We start from the raw sequence: 20,028 nt of genomic DNA, 5'->3' as shown, positions 1-20,028 counted from the left end.
CCATCAAGGATTGGTTTAATCCAACGAAGTTTTTCTTCGATTGTTGATTTGGGCATAGTTTTAGACATGCCCCTAGTTTAGCAAAAAGTGCAATATGTGTGTACACATTACCTTATCCCCTTGACAATAATTTATATTTATGATAAGATATAAATAATAGTTCTTTAATATTTAAAAGGGAGATTATAATGAAAATAAGTGAAATTCTCGCTCTTGTTGTCATAATGATTATATCCATCACAGTCTTGGCAGTCTGTTTAGCCCTGAGCTACTGTGCTGGTGCGGCAATCGGCTGGGCTCTTCTTCCTGAGGGATCAAGTATTAAAATTGTGGCAATTCCAATCTCTGTTGTTGTCGGAGTAGTATTCTACTGCGTTTGTTGGATCTCCGATACATTAAGTTCTGCCAAAAAACGAAAATATGACAGAATCGTGCAGTCAACTTTGATTGGTTTTCCAGTGGGGGTTGTTATAGCTCTGTTGGTGTTCTCACCAATACTAGGGGCTTCAAAGGTTGAAGATTTTATTCACAATCCTGTTGCCTTTATTCTGATTGGTGGAGCTATGGGGGCTATGATCGGATTCATGCTTTCGGTTTGTATACCTGAAAAAACTGAAAAACCTTCGCCGAAAACCATCAAATCAGCTCTTCCAAAGACTCCATCACCCACCGTAACATCGACACCCCTTCCGCCAACGATAGTTACACCGATTTCCACTCCCATTCCCGGACCGAGCCCCGCTTTACTCCAAGTAATATGCGGCGCTCTCGGTAAAAAACCCTAACTTGAGGGTAACAACAGCTACGACAGAAAATGACACTGCCGTAGCTTTTTTATTTACTTTAATTCTAAAACCTGCTAGAATAATAATAATTTATAAAATATTTTATATGTCCAAACACGTTTTAATTGCTATGGCCTGGCCGTATGCCAATGGTTCTCTCCATTTGGGCCATGTTGCCGGTTTGCTACCGTCCGACATTTTGGCTCGCTACTATCGTCTTAAGGGCGATAAGGTTTTGTTTGTGACTGGTTCTGATTGTCACGGTACGCCGATTTGTTATAAAGCCCAAGAACAAAATAAAACACCACAAGAAATTGCCGATTTTTATCATCAAGAATTCAAAGATTCTTTTGCTAAATTAAGTTTTTCTTTTGATTTGTATGGACAAACTACTTCCGAGGAGCATAAAAAAATAGTTCAAAAATTATTTTTAAACTTGTATGAAGAAAATTTAATTTACGAAAAAGAAGAACAACAATTTTATTGTCCTAAATGTCAAAAATTTTTACCGGATCGTTATATTGAGGGTCAATGTCCTAAATGTAATTCTTCCAACGCCCGTGGTGATCAATGTGATGATTGTGGAGCCTTACTCGATCCACAAGATTTAATCAATCCTCAATGTAAATTGTGTGGCACTGCCCCAGAATTAAAGCCAACCAAACATTTATATTTAAAATTATCAGCCATAGAGAAAGATCTAAAAAAATGGCTGGAGCATACTACTTATTGGCGCACAAATGCTCTAAATTTTACCCAACAATTTTTAGCTCAAGGACTTAAAGATCGAGCTATTACTCGCGATATTGATTGGGGAGTTGAAGTGCCCATCCAAGGTTATGAAAATAAACGTATTTATGTTTGGTTTGAAGCGGTGAGTGGCTATTTCTCTATGAGTCAAATTTGGGCCAAACAACAAGGCGACGAAGATTTATGGAAAAAATGGTGGCAAAACAAAAATAGTTTTCATTGTTATATTCACGGCAAAGATAATATTCCCTTTCACACTATTATCTGGCCTGCCATTTTAATGCCCCAAAAATTTAATTTACCCAATCAAATTATTTCATCCGAATATTTAAGTTTGGAAGGCAAACAATTTTCCACTTCAAGAAATTGGGCGGTCTGGTTACCAGATTATTTAGCCAAATATCCGGCAGATGCTTTACGCTATTATTTATCTATTAATGGTCCAGAAAACCATGATGCTGATTTTTCTTGGGAAAATTTTACCCAGCGTTTTAATAGTGAGTTAGTTAATAACTATGGTAATTTTGTTCACCGGACGTTAAGTTTAATTGGAAAATATTTTGATCACCATCTACCTGAAGTTAAAAAAATGTCTGACAATAGTAAAGATTTATTAAAAAATTGTCAAAAAGTTTTTGAACAAGCTGGTCAATTTTTAGAACAAGGTGAAATTATGAAAGCCATTAAAACTATTATGGATTTAGCTCAACAAGGCAATCAATATATAGATCAACAAGCTCCTTGGCGAGAATCAGATGAAAACAAAAAAGCCGAATGCCTTTCCACTTGCGCTCAATTAATTTATAATCTAAGTATTTTGTTTTATCCCTTTATTCCACAAACGTCTGAAAAATTACATGATCTTCTAAATATCCAATCCGACCAAGTTACTTGGCAATATAGCGAATTAGAAGCTGGCAAAAATTTTGATAAGTCAGTACCTTTATTTGAAAAAATAGATGCAGAATTGGTACAAGAAGAAAAAGAGAAATTGGGATAACCGATTAATAAAATTCAAACTAAATAAAAAAAGCCCGTCTTGGGCTTTTTAAAATTGAAAAATAAAAATTTTAGAAGCTCCAATCTTCAGTTGATCCTAAAGTTCTAGTTCCTCCTTTGGTAAATTCGTTTTTACCAGCCTTAACTGAACCCAAATCTCCTTCCATCCAAAAATTAATTATATAATCATCGTGGCTAACCTGAATAAAATAATCGCACGGTCCAACAGACAAACCATTACTACAAGCCACGCCAATTCCATTAGTTAACGGATCTTTAAATTTTTCCCATATAATATATTCATTATTTGTGCAATCATCTAATTTTACCTCCGATAAACCACAAGCCTCTTCATAATTCCCATACTGAACAAAATATAGTTCCAGCGCATTAGCCAATTGTCTTAAATCGGCCAATCTTCTCGAGTCTCGGGCTTGGCGACGAGATCCTTGAAGTGAGCTAATCCCAACCACCAATAAAATTCCTAAAACTGCAATTACAACTAATAATTCAACCAATGTAAACCCTCGCTTGCTTCGCAGGCTCAAACCAAAATTCTTTAATGTGAGGGTAAAACCTTTATCTTTTTGAAACATATTTTAAAGATTATTTTTATATCAATATTATAACATAAAAATAAAAAAAATAAAAAGTCTATATTAATGCATAGACTTTTTATTAAAGTAATACAAATTACTATATATTAAATTAGAGACTAGTAAAATTACCGGTTGAATCAAGTTTATTTAGTTCAGGATCTAAACCATTCGTTCCTTTTTCTAACCAAAAATAAATTGCGAAAGCGCCACCATCTGAATCAACCTGTACGCCATAAGAACATTTAGCTGTTGATGAGCTTTCACATGCATCCTCTGCATCAAAAGATGGATCCTTAAAATTTGCCCAGGTTATATAACCATCAGATCCTGTACAATCTGTTGACTTATCAAATACTGCATCTCCTTCGCTAGCATCGCAACCTCCAGTATAAGTATCACCAGCAGTATAATGTAATTCTAAAGCTGTTGACATTTGTCTAACATCTGAAATACGTTTTGCATCCCGAGCTTGTTCTCTAGCACCATTTAAAGAAGTCACGGCTACGGTAGCTAAAATACCAATAATAGCAATAACTACCAACAATTCAACTAATGTAAAACCTTTGTTATTTTTAAACATATTTTTCACCCCCTTTCTAATAATTTGTCTAAATCTTTGATTTGGTTACAAATTATTAGTCCGCCTCAGGAGGACTCGTCGATAATGCTCCTCACTTTATTTAGCGAACTATAACCTGTAATCCATTTCAAAAATCTTTAATTTGGTTACAAATTGCTAGCCCGCTTTAGACGGGCTCGTCTAATTATTAGACGAAATATTTATAACCAAGCTTTAGACAAATTTTATGTAAGATATTGTTAATTAATTATTAACTGATTATATTATAAACAATTTTACTAGTTTTTAAAAGTGTGAATAACTTATTTTAAAAAGCCATCGACATACTATACATTGGCATAATGATTGATGACACCATAATCGCAACAGCAATGCCCAACGCTACAATAATAATTGGCTCAATTAAACTCACAATATTTGAAATCGCATCATCAACTTCATTAATATAAAATTGACTGGCCTTTTCTAAAACTTGTCCCAATTTGCCAGTCTCTTCGCCGACACTCATCATTTGCGGAATCATCTGGGGAACTAATTTATTGTCAAAAAATAATTCAGTCACCGAATGGCCACTCTCAACTCTTTCGCGCGTTTGATTAATTAATTCTTGATAAACCTGATTATCAACAATCTGACCGACTACCTTTAAAGCATAAGTTAAGGGGACTCCGCCAGCTAATAAAACTGATAAACCCTGAGAAAAACGCACCAAATAAATTTTTTGATATAAATCACCTACAATTGGAATTCTTAATTTTAAATTATCGATACGCATTTTACCTTCTGGTGTTTTGCGATAAAAAATGAAAGTGACAATTAAACCCAAAACAATAATAATCATTAGCCACCAATAACCAACAAAAAAATTACTCGTAGCCACTAACATTCTAGTTGTAATAGGTAATTCCATGTCGGCCTCGGTAATAATTGATAACAATTTAGGCAAAACAAAAGTCATCATAACAAAAGCTACCACCACTAAGGCACAAATTATAAACGCCGGATAAATCATCATGCCTTGAATTTTGCGTCTCAAAGTATAATTTTTTTCTTCTTGATCAGCCAAATATAATAACATTTGGTCTAGCTTGCCAGTCGTTTCACCGGTTTTAATCATGCTTACAAAAAAATGATTAAAAACATTTGGAAACCTGGCCAAAGAACTTGAAAAGCGTGTACCCGATTCTACATCTGAAGCTAAGGTGGTAACAATCTTATTTAATTTAGGATTTTTAACTTGTTGAATTAAAGTTTTTAAGGCTTCGACTAATGGTAAACCTGAACTTACCATAACTGATAATTGACGCGAAAAAATGACCAAATCCTTGGTTTTAACTTTATTAAACCACAAATCAATTTTTTCTAAAAATGATTCTTCTTGATATTCAATAATATCAATCACAATTAATTCGCGGTCGCTTAAAGTGGTAGCGGCAACTTCAGGACTGGTAGCACCAATAATTCCCTCTACCACGTCGCCATTTTGAGTTTTGGCTTTATAATTAAATAACACTTGTTTTATGAATTATCTTCTGATGTAATGGTAAAAATTTCTTCTAAAGAAGTTAAACCTTCAAGAGACTTTAAAATTCCATCTTGGCGTAAAGACAAGGCGTTTTGTCTCTTAAATTCTTTTTTTAAATCTTCATGTCTACAACCGGAGGTAATAATTTTTTCTAACTCATCTGTCATTTCGATTGCTTCAAAAACAGCCAACCGCCCCTTATAACCAGTCTGCTTGCAGTGAGGACAACCAACTGGTTTATAAACCTCTATTTTGTAATTTGCTGTAGTTAATTCTTTTTTGTTTAAATTCAAATTCTCAAAATGTTCATCGGCAATCTGATTCAATTCGACCTTAATCTCTTGTTGTAGTTTCTCGGGTAAAACAATTTTTTGACGACATTTATCGCACAAACGTCGCGCTAAACGTTGAGCTATAACTAAATTAGTTGTTGAGGAAATTAAAAAATCGTCAATTTGCATATCGACTAAACGTGGAAAAGCGCCCAAAGCATCTCGTGTATGTAAGGTGGATAAGACCAAATGACCCGTTAAGGCTGCTCGTGTCGCCAATTCGGCAGTTTCATTATCGCGAATTTCTCCCACCATGATAATATCCGGATCTTGACGTAAAATAGATCTCAAACCAGCCGAAAAAGTTAAACCAACTTCTCGATTCACCTGCGATTGATTAACTCCTTGTAAATAATATTCAACCGGATCTTCCAAGGTCACAATATTCACCCCTTCCTGATTTAAAATATTTAATAACGAATATAAAGTCGTACTTTTACCTGAACCAGTTGGACCAGTCACCAAAACCATCCCGTGAGTTTTTTTAAAATTCTTCTTAAGTAATTTTAACCCCTGTCCACGAAAACCCAAATCCTCTGGCGTTGGAATGCCTTGAGAAACGTCTAAGACACGCATAACAACTTTTTCGTTAGAGCCTAAAAGGGGAAAGGTGGACACACGCAAATCAATTTTTTTATTTTTAATGCTAGTCCTAAAACGACCATCTTGTGGTACGCGCGTTTCGTCAATACGTAAATTAGATAAAACTTTAACTCGGGAAACCAACGCAGCATGAATATATTCTGGTAAAGTTAAAGAAGTTTTTAAAACACCATCGATTCTAAATCTAACCCTCGTCTGTTCTAGAATTGGTTCGATGTGAATATCTGAGGCTCGTTCATCAACGGCATGTTCTAAAATTGAAGCTACCATTTTAGAAACTGGCTCACTTTTAACCAACTCTTCGAAGCCCTGATCAACTGTTTCAGTGCCGGAGGGTTTTTGACTCATACTTTGTTGTGCTTGATTAAGAGCTTTTTCAACTTCGCTAACCAATCCCTTGTATTGTTTAATTACATCATCAATGTCACTTGAAGTGGCTAAATAATATTTAACTTCCAACTCTTTATTCCGTGCTAAATAATCCAAAGCTTCTCGAGTTTTTAAATCGGTTGGATCCTTTAAAGCTATATTTAAAATATTATTATCTAATCCAAAAGCCACCGCTTGATAACTTTGAGCTATTTCTTCCGGAATAATATTTAAAACTTGAGGATCAATCATTTTGCCAGTTAAAATTACCACTGGAATATTATATGCCTCTCCCTTGGCCTCAATTAATTTTTCAGCTGAAATAATATTTTTAACTTGAAGAACTTCTTCAATGGTTTGACCTAAATTGGCAGCTGTAATTTTTAAATCTTCCACCTGATCGGTGGTTAAATATTTTTTCTCTAACAAAATAGCTATTAAATCTTTAGCCATAAATAAAAACTAATTTTAAATTATTATATTTTTCAAAAAAGTTAAGGTGTTTTTTCTAAATTTTCAACAACTGGAGCCTTGGGCATAAAAGGATTAGAACGGCCCTCCTTGTTCACATCAACCTCTTGGTGTTGAATTTTAAGTGTTTGAAAAATTGGATGCTGTCTGATTCTGTCAAATTCATCTAATAAAGAGTTGGCTGATTGATTATCAAAAGAATTATTATTTAAATCTACTTTGGTTAATTTAGGCAAAATTAATAAATAAAAGATTACTACAAAAACCGCTAGGGCTAAAACTAACCATAACCATATTTTTTTGTGATTGTTATTTTTAACTGCTGATGGCATAAATTAATTTTGCATTAAATAGTAGGTTTGTAAATTTAAATTAAAACTATCCAAAGTTTGTGGAAAACTAATAGTCTGAATATCTACCAAGGGTAAACTGGTTTCAAAATTATCTAATAATTTTTTAAATCTAACGTAGTCGCCTCCAGCTAATTTAAGATCCACTTTTAAAATACCTAATTCCGGATGAACAACTTCTTTTGACTTGGTGTCGACTTTGCTCTCGTTAATTTCAATCGCACTTAAAATAAAACCGCTTTTTTCAACAATTGTCTTCATTTGTAAAACAATTTCTGGAACGTCTTGTTTGGAGGGTAAAATCGCATCTAATTTATTTAAATCATTCATGTTAAGTTGCTGATAGCTTGTTTGTACTTCTTGCAAATCAGCCAATTGTTGATTCTTGAGTTGAAAATCTTGTTGACTAAGTTCTAGGTCAATCTGAGCCGTTTTTAGTTTTCGGTATTGCGGACTAATTAACAACCAATACATTAATCCACCTAGAATTAAAGCTATAAAAATTATAATGATTTTAATTTCATTTTTAGAAAATTGCTTTTTATTTGATTGCTGTTCTAACATATTAATTTTGATAATTGAAAAAACTCGGTGATAATTTTAAAGTCAAACCAAATTGTACGCTTTTACCTTCTTCTTTAGAAATGCGAATACTAATATCACCCAAATTAACTCTTTCAACTTGAGAAGCTTTTTCTAATAATTTTGTTTGTTTAACGGCTGATAATTCGTCTTTACCCTGTGCACTTAAAGTAATTTCTTCTCGATCTTTACAAGAAAATCCCAAGAAAAAAACTTCATCCAAAGTATATTCTTCTAAAAAATTAAAGAAGTTTTGCCAATAAATATGATTGTCCAATAAATACTCTGTTAAATTAATTTTCTTTCTTAAGGCAACAATTTTTTGATTATCTTTTTTTAAATTAACAATTTGTTGATTAACTTCATCAATATTTTGTTCTAATTGATTTAAACTATTTTGTGTCTGATGATAATTTATAAATAAAAAACCGTAGATTAAGCCACCCAACACCAAAACAATCGCCCCAGCTAATAAAAAACTGGTTTTGGGACTAGTCGAACTTTGATGTAATTGTTGCGGCAATAAAGAAACATCAACTCCACCACCAGATAAGCCCGAATCTTTTTGGTCTGGTGATGTTAATTTTCCAGGAATATCATGCAAAGTCTCGTTTTTTAATTTATTTGGAAGTGGTACGGAATTTACCTTAGATAATTCTGGTTTAATTTGAGATTTAATTGTTGGGTTGGCTTCTTTTTTATTTTGAAAAGTATTAATTGTGGGTTGAGCCACCACTGTGGATTCTTGTTTTTCTTCAATCAAAGACGATTTAAATTTTTCTTTTTGCTCTAACTCTGGTTTTTTATCTAAATTGAAAATACCTTTGATTTCGTCTTTTAAACTTCCTCTTGCTTCAGTTCCGGAATACTTATTTTCAAAAATTTCACCTTCGCCACCGATAAAATTATTTTTATTTTTAGTTGAGTCAATTTTTTGAACGCCCGATAAAATTTCTTTATTTGGCCGAGCATCATCAAGCTGATCTGAATCTTGTGATTTAAATTTGCGAGGATTCAAATCTATTTTATTTTGATCCTTAGGCATTTGAGGTTGAGACTTTTTAATTTCAGCTTGTTTCTTTTTAGATTGGAAAAATTTAACTAATTTTGAAAAAAAAGATTTTTTCTTAGGTTTTAAAGACACCTTTTGCACATTAATTCTTAATTTACCATCTTTGCCTTGCTGTAAAGAAACAACTTCTTGCTGACTTGGATCGGTCAATTCTAAATCTTCCGACTTAAAATCGTCAGTCTTATTTTTGGAAATTTTCTGACGTAAATTATCAGGCAATAAATTTACATCACCCTTTTTTTCAGCATCATCAAACATATTAAATATCTAATCAATATTTATATTATAAAATAATTTTAATTTTATTTAAACTATTTCACGCATAGCTAATCCCACGGCTACGGCAAACCGCGGACCAATCTTTTCAATTACTGGCTTTAAATCAACAGGATAAATCACCCGCGCCCAAGGATTCCCTAAATAAACTCGTGTACCTACGGCTTGTGATATATATCCACCAAAATTAGGTAAAAAAGATGAACCACCAGATAAAACAATTTTTTCAACTGGTTTTAAACTTTGACTTTGATACAGTTCTAAAGAATATTTAATTTCACTCACCATTGAATCCATAATTTCTTTAAGAGAATCCGGTAATTCATTTAAAGCCTGCTTACCAGAAACTAAATCGCGTTTAAAACTTTCTGCCATTTCATTTGAAATACCTAAACTTTGACTAATGGCTTGAGTAAAATTAATACCGCCAATTTTAACGCTACGCGATAAAGAAGGCACTCCTTGATCTACAATAATAATGTCTGAAGTTGAAGTTCCTAGATCAATTATCATAATTACTGACGGATCACGCCCCACCAAAGCCCGACTTAAAGCAAAAGATTCTGTTTCTAAACTTAATAAATTCATCTTAGCTAATTGAAAAACTTCTATGTAGCGTTGAACTAATTTTTTAGGTGCAGTGGTAATTAAAATTTTTAAATTTTTTTTATCAATTTCTTTTTCCCCAGGTTTATCTTTTTTTTCTAAAGGATTTATCTGGCTTAAGTCTTCTGGCTTATCAGCATCACTTAAATCGGCCTGACGAGCTTCCTTGCTGGTTCCACCCAGAACCTTCCAATCCAAAACAACATCTTCAATATTCATTGGAATAATTTTTTTAGCTTCCCACCACACAGCCGAGGCTAAGTCTTTTTTGGGCATATCGGGCAATGACACCACCGAGCTAAAAACTGAAAAACTGGGCATAGCTGCAACTACATTTTTAGAAACCATTTTTGATTTTTCGCAGATAGCTTTAATAAAAAAAGCCAGCTTCCTGACTTTTTCGTCTGAATTTTCCCCACGAGTAATATCAATTTCCTGCTCTAAATATCCATAATTCAAAAGACGGGGCATACCCTTTTCCCTAGTTAATTCAACAATCTTAATACTGGCTGAACCAATATCTACCCCTAAATAACTTTCTTTTTTTGACATATAAAAATGATTTTTTGTTTTTCTTTATTATACTATATTTTTAAAATATCAACAAACCCAAACTTATCAACATTTTATTTTTTAAAAAAATTCTAATAAAAATACAAATAATAAGCTAAATTTTTTGACTTTAATAATTTAAAAGAATATAATATTTAAAAGTCACAAATAATTTAATTTTTAACTTTAAAACTTATGCAACCATTTTTATGGATCATTCTCGCCATTATTGTAATTTTAATTTTGTGGATTATTGTTGTTTTTAACACTTTAATCCGTGGCAAAAACCGAACTGAAGAGGCTTGGTCAGATATTGATGTTCAATTAAAACGCCGTTACGATTTGATTCCTAATTTGATTGAAACGGTTAAAGGCTATGCCCAACACGAAAAACAAGTTTTTGAAAAAGTAACTCAAGCTCGTGCTCAAGCTATGCAAGCTCAAAATCCAACTCAACAAGCTGAAGCGGAAAATCAACTTACTAATACTTTAAAAAGTTTATTCGCTGTAGCTGAAAATTATCCCCAGCTTAAAGCTTCAGAAAACTTTGCTAAACTGCAAGATGAATTAACTGATACTGAAAATAAAATCCAAGCCAGTCGACGTTTTTACAATGGTAATGTCCGCGATTTTAATATTAAAATTCAAGTCTTTCCAAATAATCTTATTGCTGGTATGTTAAAATTTTCTAAATTTGATTTTTTTGAAATCGCCGATGCCACCGAACGCGAAAACGTTCAAGTCAAATTCTAAATAATTTAAATTTAACTTTTAGTTTTAATTTGTTAGTTTTATTTAATGTATCAACAAATCACTAGCAATAAACGTAAATCAATTATTTTGATAATTTTATTTATAGCTATTTTACTTGGCTTGGGTTATTTTATTGATTATCTAACCGATTCGGGTAATTTATTTTTTATTATAGCCATTATTCTTTCTTTAATTATGAGTCTGAGTGGTTATTTTAAAGGCGACAAAATTGCCTTAAAATTAGCTGGCGCTAAAGAAATTCAAAAAGAAGATAATCCCTATGTCTGGCGCTTAATTGAAAATCTGTGTATTACCGCTGGTCTAGCTATGCCTAAAATTTATTTAATTAATGATCCAGCTCCGAATGCCTTTGCTACCGGTCGCGACCCTCAGCACGCTTCAATTGCTTTAACAACTGGTATAATTAAAATATTAGAAAATGAAGAACTTGAAGGCGTAATTGCTCACGAACTATCTCATATTAAAAATTATGACATTTTAATTATGACCTTAGTAAGCGTTCTGTTGGGGACTGTTGTTTTAATGTCAGATATTTTTATACGCAGTCGTTTTTGGGGTAGTAGCCGAAAAAGTAATAATAAAAATGGGGGACAACTTGATTTAATTTTAATGATCATTGGGTTAATTTTTGTCATTTTGTCACCAATCATCGCTCAATTAATTCAATTAGCCATTTCCCGCAAACGTGAATTTTTAGCCGACGCCTCTGGTGCGCTTTTAACCCGCTATCCTCAAGGTTTAGCTAATGCTTTAGAAAAAATTTCACAATATCCTCAGCCGCTTCAAAAAGCTAAAAATAGTATGGCTCATTTTTATATTATTAATCCTTTTGGGCCAACTAAAAAATTTATGACTAAACTTTTTTCAACTCACCCGCCAGTTGAAGAAAGAATTCAAGCTTTAAAAACTATGGCTTAATTTTATGCAAAAAAAAATTATAAAAATTTTAATCCTAATAATTCTATTCTTCTCTTATTTAACGGTTACTCGAACCATATATGCTGAACAGGGTGGCTGTCCAGATCCGAATTGGAATGAAATTGCTTGTACAACTGAGGCTAATGGTTTTATGCCAGCCGGAGGAGGATCATCTAGTGACACCACTCCTGTCTATTGTGGTAATAATACTTGTGGTAATGCTTTTGCCTGTATAACCGATTATAGTTGTTGTGAATGTATAAACTCTGACGGTTGTGGATTAGGAGAAAACGTTGCAGTTGATGGATCAAAAATTTGTTTCAATAGAGATACTGGATCTCCTGCCGACGTAACTGCGGTCAGTGAAGATTATACTACGCGTGACACTGTTAATAATAACCTATGCTGTTGTTATACAACTGGCGCACGCTCTTGTGATTGGTTTTCGGTAGAAATTACTTGTCCCCAAGGAACAGAAATAAGTGATCCTAAAAAATGCGAAACTCCAGATATTGTATTGCAAGTTCCCATTGGCACCACTAAAATTGTTCATAACTTATCAGATTATATTGCCGCTATTTATAATTATGCCCTATACGCCATTGTAATTTTGGCGGTCGTTATGATTATCTATGCTGGCTTTATGTGGATTTTAGCGGCCGGAAATGCGTCTAAAATTGATAATGCTAAAACAAAAATCACCGAAGCTATTGTGGGATTAATTTTAGCTTTTGCTTCTTATTTAATTTTATATGCCGTTAATCCAGAAATTTTAAGTTTGCATCTACCTGGCATAGAAAAAATAGTAGGTGTAAAATTTCGGGAATCATCTACTAATACTAATTGTCCAAATGTAATTGGCCAAGTAACCCCTATTGAAGATATATTAAACAATCCTAATTTGTTAATTCCGGAAGCCAAAAAAACAGCCTATGATGGAGCGCTTCTAGCGGCAGCTAATAAATATAATGTAGATTGTGATTGGCTTAAAGCTATTATGTTTGCAGAAAGTCGTGGTGTGTCTGATCGAGTTTCTCCTGTGGGCGCTTGTGGGTTAATGCAGGTTCTACCAGCAACTACCAGCACTCCAGCAATGGGATTAAATTATTCCTGCGATGATCTTCAAAATGTCACAAAGGGCATTGAAGCTGGAGCAAAATACATTAGTATTTTAGCTAATGACTCTCGAACTAAAGGTAATTTTAATTTAGTTGCCGCAGCTTATAACGGAGGAATCGGAGCTGATGATCCTAGTAATGATTGTCCAGGCATGCTTAGATGGCAATGTGGTTGGGATGATCCAAATCACACAATTCCCAATGAAGGCTATAAAGAAACTCGCGACTATGTCTGCAAAACTCAAGGTTATTTAAACATGATTATAACCCAAGATTTAAGTTGTAATGTAGGAGGTGGCAATGAAAATAATCTGTGCTTATCTACGGTTGTTGGTGATGTTGCTATAGATACATCTAAATGGGATTTTGATCAAGGTATTATTAATCAAGTTAATAGTGGCCATGCATCACCCCAACTAGCGCAATTAATTAATTGCATGCGTAATGAACTTGATAAAAAAGGCCTCGGAGAATATAGAATTACTTCTATCTCTGATAATGCTATCCTTCGGGGAAACTGCCAAGTTTGGTCTGCTGGTGGTTATACGTCCGCTTGTGCCCATTCTATTAATTCTTGTCACTACGGTGGTCGTAACTGTGTTGGCCAATCATATGCGGCCGATTTCAGTTTTCGCTTAGGTGAAGATCCAGCCGCCAATCTACGCGATGCCGCTAAAAAATGTGGCGCCAGTGCTTTTTTAAATGAGGGTGACCACCTACATATTAGTGTTGGCGAAGCAGCTGGCTGTGGATGTGACCTTGGCTTAGATCCCCCATAATAATTAATATAACAATCTATGTCTACTCAAACTATCTATACATGCTCAAAATGTGGCGCACAATCTCCCAAATGGCAAGGGCGTTGTCTTGAGTGTGGTTCTTGGGGAACACTTGAAGAAGACATTATTAATAAATCTAAAAACTCTCTTCAAAAAATAAACATCCAGCCAGGACAAACTATTGATTTTGATAAAATTGAAATGAAAAATTTTAGTCGCCTTAGAAGTCAAACCGAAGAGCTTGATCGAGTATTAGGTGGCGGACTTGTGCCGGGTAGTTTAATTTTAATTGGTGGCGAACCAGGTATCGGTAAAAGTACTTTGGTTTTACAAATTGCTAGTCAAATCGCGCAACAAAATAAAAATCAAGTTTTATATGTCTCAGGCGAAGAATCCGCTCAACAAATTAAAACTCGCATCGACCGTTTAAAATTACCTAGCCAAAATTTACAATTTTTAGGCGAAACAGATATTGAAACTATTTGTGCCACAATCGAAAAAAATCAACCCAGTTTAGCTATTATTGACTCTATCCAAACTATTTATTTTGCTGATATTCCATCTGGCGCCGGCAGTATTAATCAAGTGCGGGCTTGCACTGTTAAACTTTTAGAAACTGCTAAAAAAAATCATATTCCTATTTTTATTATCGGCCATGTGACTAAAGAAGGTGAAGTTGCTGGGCCTAAAACCTTAGAACATTTAGTTGATACTGTTTTATATTTAGAGGGCGATCCTTTACACCATTTTAGAATTTTGCGTAGTGTTAAAAATCGTTTCGGCACGACTAATGAGGTTGGAATTTTTGATATGCAAAACCAAGGCCTAGTCGAAGTTAAAAATCCATCTCAAATTTTTATTCAATCTAACCAAGAAAAATTGCCTGGCTCAGTTATTTCAGTCATTATGGAGGGTAGTCGACCGTTTTTAATTGAAATCCAAGCCCTATGTTCACGCACTAATTTTGGTTACCCACAACGTAAAGCCACGGGCTTTGATTACAATCGTTTACAATTATTAATTGCTGTTTTACAAAAACGTTGCCAATTAAGTTTGGCCAATCAAGATGTTTATTTAAATATTGCTGGTGGTATTAAAATTCAAGAAACTGGCGTTGATCTGGCTGTATGTTTAGCTATTGTTTCAGCCTTTAAAAATAAATCCCTACCAGCTGATTCAATCGCTTTGGGTGAAGTTGGCTTGGGTGGAGAAATTCGCACCATTAGCTATGTCGACCGTCGTTTACAAGAAGCTAAAAAATTAGGTTTTAAAAAATTTATTTTATCAGCTGAACAAAAAATTGAAAAATCTTCAAACGAAATAATTCAGATTAAAACCCTTTCTCAAGCCATAGAAAAAATAATCTAATGTCTGATATTGAATTAAATTTAAAAATAACTCCCAACGCCAAACATAACGAAATTTTAGGTTGGCAAAAAAATATTTTTAATTCTGAAGAAAATTTATTAAAAATTAAAATCCAGGCACCGCCAATTGACGGTAAAGCTAATCAAATGCTAATTCAATTTTTAGCTGATAAATTAAAGTTAAAAAAATCACAGATCAAAATTCTCCAAGGTCAAACTAGCCAATTTAAAAAAATAATTTTACAGCAAGTCGATCAAAATATTTTAGAAAATTTAAAAAAGTAAAAGCCGCCCGAAAGCGGCTATTCTTTATTTCCATTTAAAGAGTGAAGGGAGAAATTTGCCAAATCATACTGACACCGAAGCCAGCCAAATCAATATCTCTGAAACCCAGAGAATTTTTTTTGGTATCAATTGTTGAAGCTAAAAAAAATTTAAACTCTAGATCAAGAGGTGTCTCCAAATCAAACCCTTCAAACACGCCCACTCTTCTGCGGACACCAACTCCGTAGAAATTACAGGATTCGCGACGATAAAATTTTTCCCTTTTTTCTTTATCATCGCCGATAAGGAACGAACCACTTTTTTTAGTAAAAAGAATTAAAGTAGTTTTATCCCAATCCTCAAGCGACAACTGAGCTCCCAACTCTATACCCAATAATAATCCTTTATCGCCGTGATGTAAATCATAGGAATTGATCATGGCGATATCTATTGGTATCGCCACATACAATGGGGTTTCGGGGATCAAGACTCTTATAGCAAAGGCATTTAATAAAAAATTAAATTCACCCGTGTTAGTCACTATCATCGGATAGAATCCCGTCACCACATACTCATACTCGAATTGTGTAAAAATAGGCTTTATCTTGTTTTGCCAGGCGCTGATTGATATTTCTTTAATTTCAACCAGAATTGAATCAACCTCCTCGCGCTTTATCATGCTATTATCTTTTTCTAATTTTATTTCTATGCCTTGGGCATAAATCAAGCTAGAAAAGAAAATTGTCGTCAACAACGTTGCTAGGATTAAATTTTTCATTATTCCCCTCCTTGTTTTAAAAGAACATTTTTTATTTATCCTAGCATATTTTAAAAAATTTGTCAAGATATAACAAGGGCGACCCATTGGTCGCCCATTTTAAATGAACTTTGTTGTAGGAAAAATTTTTCCTCCCTCCTTAAAAATTAAACAAATTATTTTATGGCTCGTTCCTCTTTCAGTTTCTACGCACCTGCTTTTCACAGTTCACTTTCCTTTTGGAAAAGTTGTCCTACAATTGACTAAACCAGAATCCCTAATTCCTAGGGTTAAGACAGGGACTATTACCAGTTTAGCCTGATTTAGACGATTCATTAAAAACATTTGTAATGGACAATTTTGTAACCCAAAACAAATTATTAGGAGAAACGAGCCGTTAAATTTCGTTTAATTATCTTAACAGAAATATTATTTTTGTAAACCGTTTATCTGTGGATAAAATTTTTGAAATAAAAAAATGCCGGGAGCGGATAATCCGCCGAATCAGCGGACGGCACACCAAACTTAACTCAAAATATAAACTACTGATAAAAAGTTAAAAACTTTGCCTTGATTTTGTTACTATTTCCATGTTTGATTAAACCCAAATAAGAACTTATAGATTCTCTTGAAATACCACATTTCATTTTTTGAAGCATTCTTTGTTTTGTAGATCTTCTTAAAATTCTATGATCTGAAAAGTTTATCCATCCTAAAAAATCCACACCCGAAGCCACTGTTTTAATAAATGTTTTTTGAGAATGGATATTCAATTTAAGTTCTGTTAATAAAAAATTTTTAATCAAGTTAATTTGGGTTTCAAGCCATTTTTTATTATCTGATAAAATTATAAAGTCATCAACATAACGAATATAAAATTTTGCTTTAATTTCATGTTTCATAAATTGATCAAACTTATTGAGATAAATATTTGAAAAAAGCTGAGAAGTAAGATTACCTAATGGCAACCCCTTACCTTCTTCTATCTGAAAACTACTAACAATATTATCTAACAACCAAATAATATTATTATCAAAAATATATTCTCTTAACATATTGATTAGTATTTCGTGATCAATGCTAGCAAAAAATTTTTTAATATCTCCTTTAAGTACCCAACATGTTCTTGTATTATTTTTACTCGCTTTAAGAAAAAAATATCTAAATCTTGACACGGCTTTATGCGTTCCTTTCCCTACTCGGCAGGAATAACTATCAAAAATAAATTTCTTATCAAAAAAGGGATATAATTGCCGACATATTGCATGGTGTAATAAACGATCGCGCACACTCGCTTTATGAATATTTCTAATTTTTGGATCAAAAACCTTAAATGCCTTATATCTATCGTGCTTATAATTATGATATACTAAATCATAATGCAACTTAAAAATATTATCCATTAAATTACACCCAAATATCTGAACATCAAGTCGATTTCGCTTACCACACAAAAATTCATTCCAAGCGATAAATAAATTTTCAACATTTATAATATCTTCAAATTTATGAATACTTTTAATCTTCATACTTCTAATTCTACCTCTCCTCTAATTTTTCGACTAGCACCATTGTTACAAAAATTTAAAGATTTATATCTTATTTGGTATAGCTATTATAAAACTATTCCGAAAGAACATAGATTTAGTCTTGGTATAAAAGTTGATAATTTTTTGATAGAAACTATAGAAATAATTGCTGGCGCGTTATATGTAGCCAAGGAAGAAAAATTGCCTTATATTAAATTAGCCATCAGAAAAACAGATACTCTCAAACTACTCTTTCTTATTCTCTGGGAGACAAAATCGTTGGACAACAAAAAATATTTAGCAATTTCGGAAAAAATTGATGAAATCGGCAGAATGCTAGGTGGCTGGAGTGGACAAATTATAAAACAACAAAACTCTTCTATAAAAAAATAGAAGAGTTTTAAAAACTTGCGAGACCTCGAAAGCGAACCCATTGCCACGGCTCCACCTACTGCCGGGCCTGTCATAGTTCGTGTTCAACCGGGAACCAGCGCCATCACTGTCAGAGTTGAGTAGCAACGGATCGCCGTCAGAATTATACAAAATACCATCATTGTCACTGTCCTTCAAATACTTGAATGGACTGAATCTTATTCGGCATCATATATGCCATAATATTTTGTACCAAGTTTCTTATTTCTAGAGTATTTTAACTTCTCTCTATCCGCAACCTTGATTGGGGATATTCTCGAAATTTAAATACTAATGAAAGCGGTCATTAATCTTAATCAATGACATATTCGCTTTCACTATATTTATCTTACCATATTTTTTAAAAAAAATCTCGGGATGTTAAAACATTCCGAGATGTTAAATTGTTAAAAATCCAAAGGGCAAAGAACCCAAGGGCTAAAATTCCAAGTTCAAGAACTCAAAGATCCAAAGCCCTAAGAGCCAGAAACTTGCGGGACCTCGAAAGCGAACCCATTGCCACGGCTCCACCCACCGCCGGGCCTGTCATAGAGCGTGCCCAACCGGGAACCAGCGCCATCACTGTCAGAGCGGAGTAGCAACGGATCGCCGTCAACATAAATGGGCTCGTGCATGGTGACAATCCACCAAAGGCCCATGGCTTTAATCTCCTCGTCAGAGAATCGCTCTCTGATAAGGCAGGCGACTTCACCACTTGGGGTGGTAAAGCCAAGCTCTGATGCCTTGGCACGGATGTTTTTGGTGGTCCTATCTCTATCATCCCAGGTTGTACCCCTGATGATAGCGATTTTTCTTGTCACTCCCTTCGTCGGTTTGAAATCCGGTGAACGAAGTACGCTTTGGGCGTAATCGCTAACATTGAAGCCTTGGTCTTCGAGACGCTTTATCCATCCTTCTCCTGTTGTGCCATCGCTGGCAACAGAAAAATAGATGATACCGTCTCGCTCGTGCCATTTTCTTTCAGGTTCCACAACCAAGAGTTCACCTCGCAGAAAGCTGAGCGCCCTTTCGTAACCGCCAAGTAGTTTGACAATGGCATTCATTTGACCCAGTGTCAGATTGGAAGATGCAAATCTTTCATCCATGATTTCCTCCTTGCGCTTATTTGCGCTTTTTATTTTGCCCTAATCCGGACCAGAACTATAGCCTTCATGGTTACAGCCATAAAATGCCTAATTTTTAGGAATTTTATGGCTGTAACCAATACCAATATTTGATTATTATTTTAAATGTACTACATTTTAGTATAACACATATTTTAAATATGTCAAATGGATAAAAACCTTTATATAAAATCTTTTATATTATACATTTTTGAAACAAAAAATGCCGGGAGCGGGACTCGAACCCGCGCGACATTGCTGTCACAAGATTTTAAGTCTTGCGTGTCTACCAATTCCACCACCCCGGCATGTTAAGTTATAACTAACAACTTGCAACCAATAACTTTTTTCCCTGAAGTTATAAGTTATAAGTTGTTAGTTATAGATTATAAATTGTTATGGAGCGGGTGATCCGCCGAGTCGGCGGACGTCACCTTGTGCGATTAAAATGGAGCGGGCGAGCAGAATCGAACTGCCGTCACCTCCTTGGCAAGGAGGTATAATAGCCACTATACGACGCCCGCTAGTTAATCATA

General features: G+C 34.0%; 19 protein-coding genes and 2 tRNA genes. 8 read left to right on the top strand and 13 right to left on the bottom strand.

Going from position 1 to position 20,028, the window contains the following annotated elements; all coding sequences use genetic code 11:
- Positions 1–188 precede the first annotated feature (188 nt).
- Positions 189–785: a hypothetical protein gene (locus PHS07_03435; protein MDD4607352.1), complete on the top strand. Its 597-nt coding sequence runs from the start codon at positions 189–191 to the stop codon at positions 783–785.
- A 106-nt stretch (positions 786–891) separates the two neighbouring features.
- The gene (gene metG, locus PHS07_03430; protein MDD4607351.1) at positions 892–2,535 is read left to right on the top strand and encodes a methionine--tRNA ligase; all 1,644 of its coding nucleotides are present in this window, start codon (positions 892–894) and stop codon (positions 2,533–2,535) included.
- Between the two features lie 70 nt (positions 2,536–2,605).
- On the opposite strand, the gene PHS07_03425 is transcribed toward metG, so the two are convergent.
- The 8 genes from PHS07_03425 to pilM all read right to left on the bottom strand — a co-directional run bounded on the left by PHS07_03425 (position 2,606) and on the right by pilM (position 10,451).
- Positions 2,606–3,130 carry a type II secretion system protein gene (locus tag PHS07_03425; protein ID MDD4607350.1) on the bottom strand — a complete coding sequence of 175 codons (525 nt, stop codon included), beginning with the start codon at positions 3,128–3,130 and terminating at the stop codon, positions 2,606–2,608.
- A gap of 112 nt (positions 3,131–3,242) precedes the next feature.
- On the bottom strand, positions 3,243–3,713 hold the full coding sequence (locus PHS07_03420) for a type II secretion system protein (GenBank protein MDD4607349.1): 471 nt from the start codon (positions 3,711–3,713) through the stop codon (positions 3,243–3,245).
- A 307-nt stretch (positions 3,714–4,020) separates the two neighbouring features.
- Entirely contained in the window at positions 4,021–5,226 is a 1,206-nt protein-coding gene (locus PHS07_03415) for a type II secretion system F family protein (GenBank protein ID MDD4607348.1), read from the bottom strand.
- 5 nt (positions 5,227–5,231) lie between these two features.
- Positions 5,232–6,995 (bottom strand): GspE/PulE family protein, encoded by a 1,764-nt coding sequence (locus tag PHS07_03410; protein MDD4607347.1) that lies wholly within the window; start codon positions 6,993–6,995, stop codon positions 5,232–5,234.
- A gap of 41 nt (positions 6,996–7,036) precedes the next feature.
- Positions 7,037–7,345: a hypothetical protein gene (locus tag PHS07_03405; protein ID MDD4607346.1), complete on the bottom strand. Its 309-nt coding sequence runs from the start codon at positions 7,343–7,345 to the stop codon at positions 7,037–7,039.
- A gap of 3 nt (positions 7,346–7,348) precedes the next feature.
- Positions 7,349–7,927, bottom strand: coding sequence for a type 4a pilus biogenesis protein PilO (gene pilO, locus PHS07_03400; protein ID MDD4607345.1), 579 nt, complete (start codon positions 7,925–7,927; stop codon positions 7,349–7,351).
- A gap of 1 nt (position 7,928) precedes the next feature.
- The gene (locus PHS07_03395; GenBank protein MDD4607344.1) at positions 7,929–9,275 is read right to left on the bottom strand and encodes a hypothetical protein; all 1,347 of its coding nucleotides are present in this window, start codon (positions 9,273–9,275) and stop codon (positions 7,929–7,931) included.
- 48 nt (positions 9,276–9,323) lie between these two features.
- Positions 9,324–10,451, bottom strand: a complete 1,128-nt coding sequence (gene pilM, locus PHS07_03390) for a pilus assembly protein PilM (GenBank protein ID MDD4607343.1) — start codon at positions 10,449–10,451, stop codon at positions 9,324–9,326.
- Positions 10,452–10,646: 195 nt separating this feature from the next.
- Between pilM and PHS07_03385 the strand changes: the two genes are divergently transcribed.
- The 5 genes from PHS07_03385 to PHS07_03365 are packed head-to-tail and all read left to right on the top strand — an operon-like array spanning position 10,647 to position 15,692.
- Entirely contained in the window at positions 10,647–11,204 is a 558-nt protein-coding gene (locus PHS07_03385) for a LemA family protein (protein ID MDD4607342.1), read from the top strand.
- Positions 11,205–11,249: 45 nt separating this feature from the next.
- A complete protein-coding gene (locus tag PHS07_03380; protein MDD4607341.1) occupies positions 11,250–12,143 on the top strand; it encodes a M48 family metallopeptidase in 894 nt (297 codons plus the stop codon).
- Positions 12,144–12,147: 4 nt separating this feature from the next.
- A complete protein-coding gene (locus tag PHS07_03375; GenBank protein MDD4607340.1) occupies positions 12,148–14,040 on the top strand; it encodes a transglycosylase SLT domain-containing protein in 1,893 nt (630 codons plus the stop codon).
- 18 nt (positions 14,041–14,058) lie between these two features.
- The gene (gene radA / locus PHS07_03370) at positions 14,059–15,408 is read left to right on the top strand and encodes a DNA repair protein RadA (GenBank protein MDD4607339.1); all 1,350 of its coding nucleotides are present in this window, start codon (positions 14,059–14,061) and stop codon (positions 15,406–15,408) included.
- Positions 15,408–15,692 (top strand): DUF167 domain-containing protein, encoded by a 285-nt coding sequence (locus tag PHS07_03365; protein MDD4607338.1) that lies wholly within the window; start codon positions 15,408–15,410, stop codon positions 15,690–15,692. The genes radA and PHS07_03365 overlap by 1 nt, the downstream gene beginning before the upstream one ends.
- Before the next feature lie 34 nt (positions 15,693–15,726).
- On the opposite strand, the gene PHS07_03360 is transcribed toward PHS07_03365, so the two are convergent.
- Positions 15,727–16,449 (bottom strand): hypothetical protein, encoded by a 723-nt coding sequence (locus tag PHS07_03360; protein ID MDD4607337.1) that lies wholly within the window; start codon positions 16,447–16,449, stop codon positions 15,727–15,729.
- A gap of 521 nt (positions 16,450–16,970) precedes the next feature.
- Complete coding sequence (locus PHS07_03355; GenBank protein MDD4607336.1) at positions 16,971–17,957, bottom strand: reverse transcriptase/maturase family protein; 987 nt, start codon at positions 17,955–17,957, stop codon at positions 16,971–16,973.
- Here PHS07_03355 and PHS07_03350 point away from each other — a divergent pair.
- Positions 17,937–18,350 (top strand): four helix bundle protein, encoded by a 414-nt coding sequence (locus tag PHS07_03350; GenBank protein ID MDD4607335.1) that lies wholly within the window; start codon positions 17,937–17,939, stop codon positions 18,348–18,350. The two genes, PHS07_03355 and PHS07_03350, sit on opposite strands and share 21 nt — an antisense overlap.
- 494 nt (positions 18,351–18,844) lie before the next feature.
- Here the strand turns inward: PHS07_03350 and PHS07_03345 are convergent, their stop codons facing one another.
- The 3 genes from PHS07_03345 to PHS07_03335 form a co-directional block, all read right to left on the bottom strand.
- Entirely contained in the window at positions 18,845–19,474 is a 630-nt protein-coding gene (locus PHS07_03345; protein MDD4607334.1) for a hypothetical protein, read from the bottom strand.
- A gap of 242 nt (positions 19,475–19,716) precedes the next feature.
- A tRNA-Leu gene (locus PHS07_03340) sits at positions 19,717–19,800 on the bottom strand.
- Between the two features lie 141 nt (positions 19,801–19,941).
- Positions 19,942–20,016: transfer RNA gene (locus tag PHS07_03335), tRNA-Gly, on the bottom strand.
- Positions 20,017–20,028 lie beyond the last annotated feature (12 nt).

The sequence above is a fragment of the Patescibacteria group bacterium genome (assembly GCA_028707495.1).
Taxonomy (GTDB): domain Bacteria; phylum Patescibacteriota; class Patescibacteriia; order UBA2591; family JAQWAS01; genus JAQWAS01.
The sequence above is the reverse complement of the archived record's forward strand: the minus strand, read 5'-3'. Positions and strand labels throughout refer to the sequence as shown.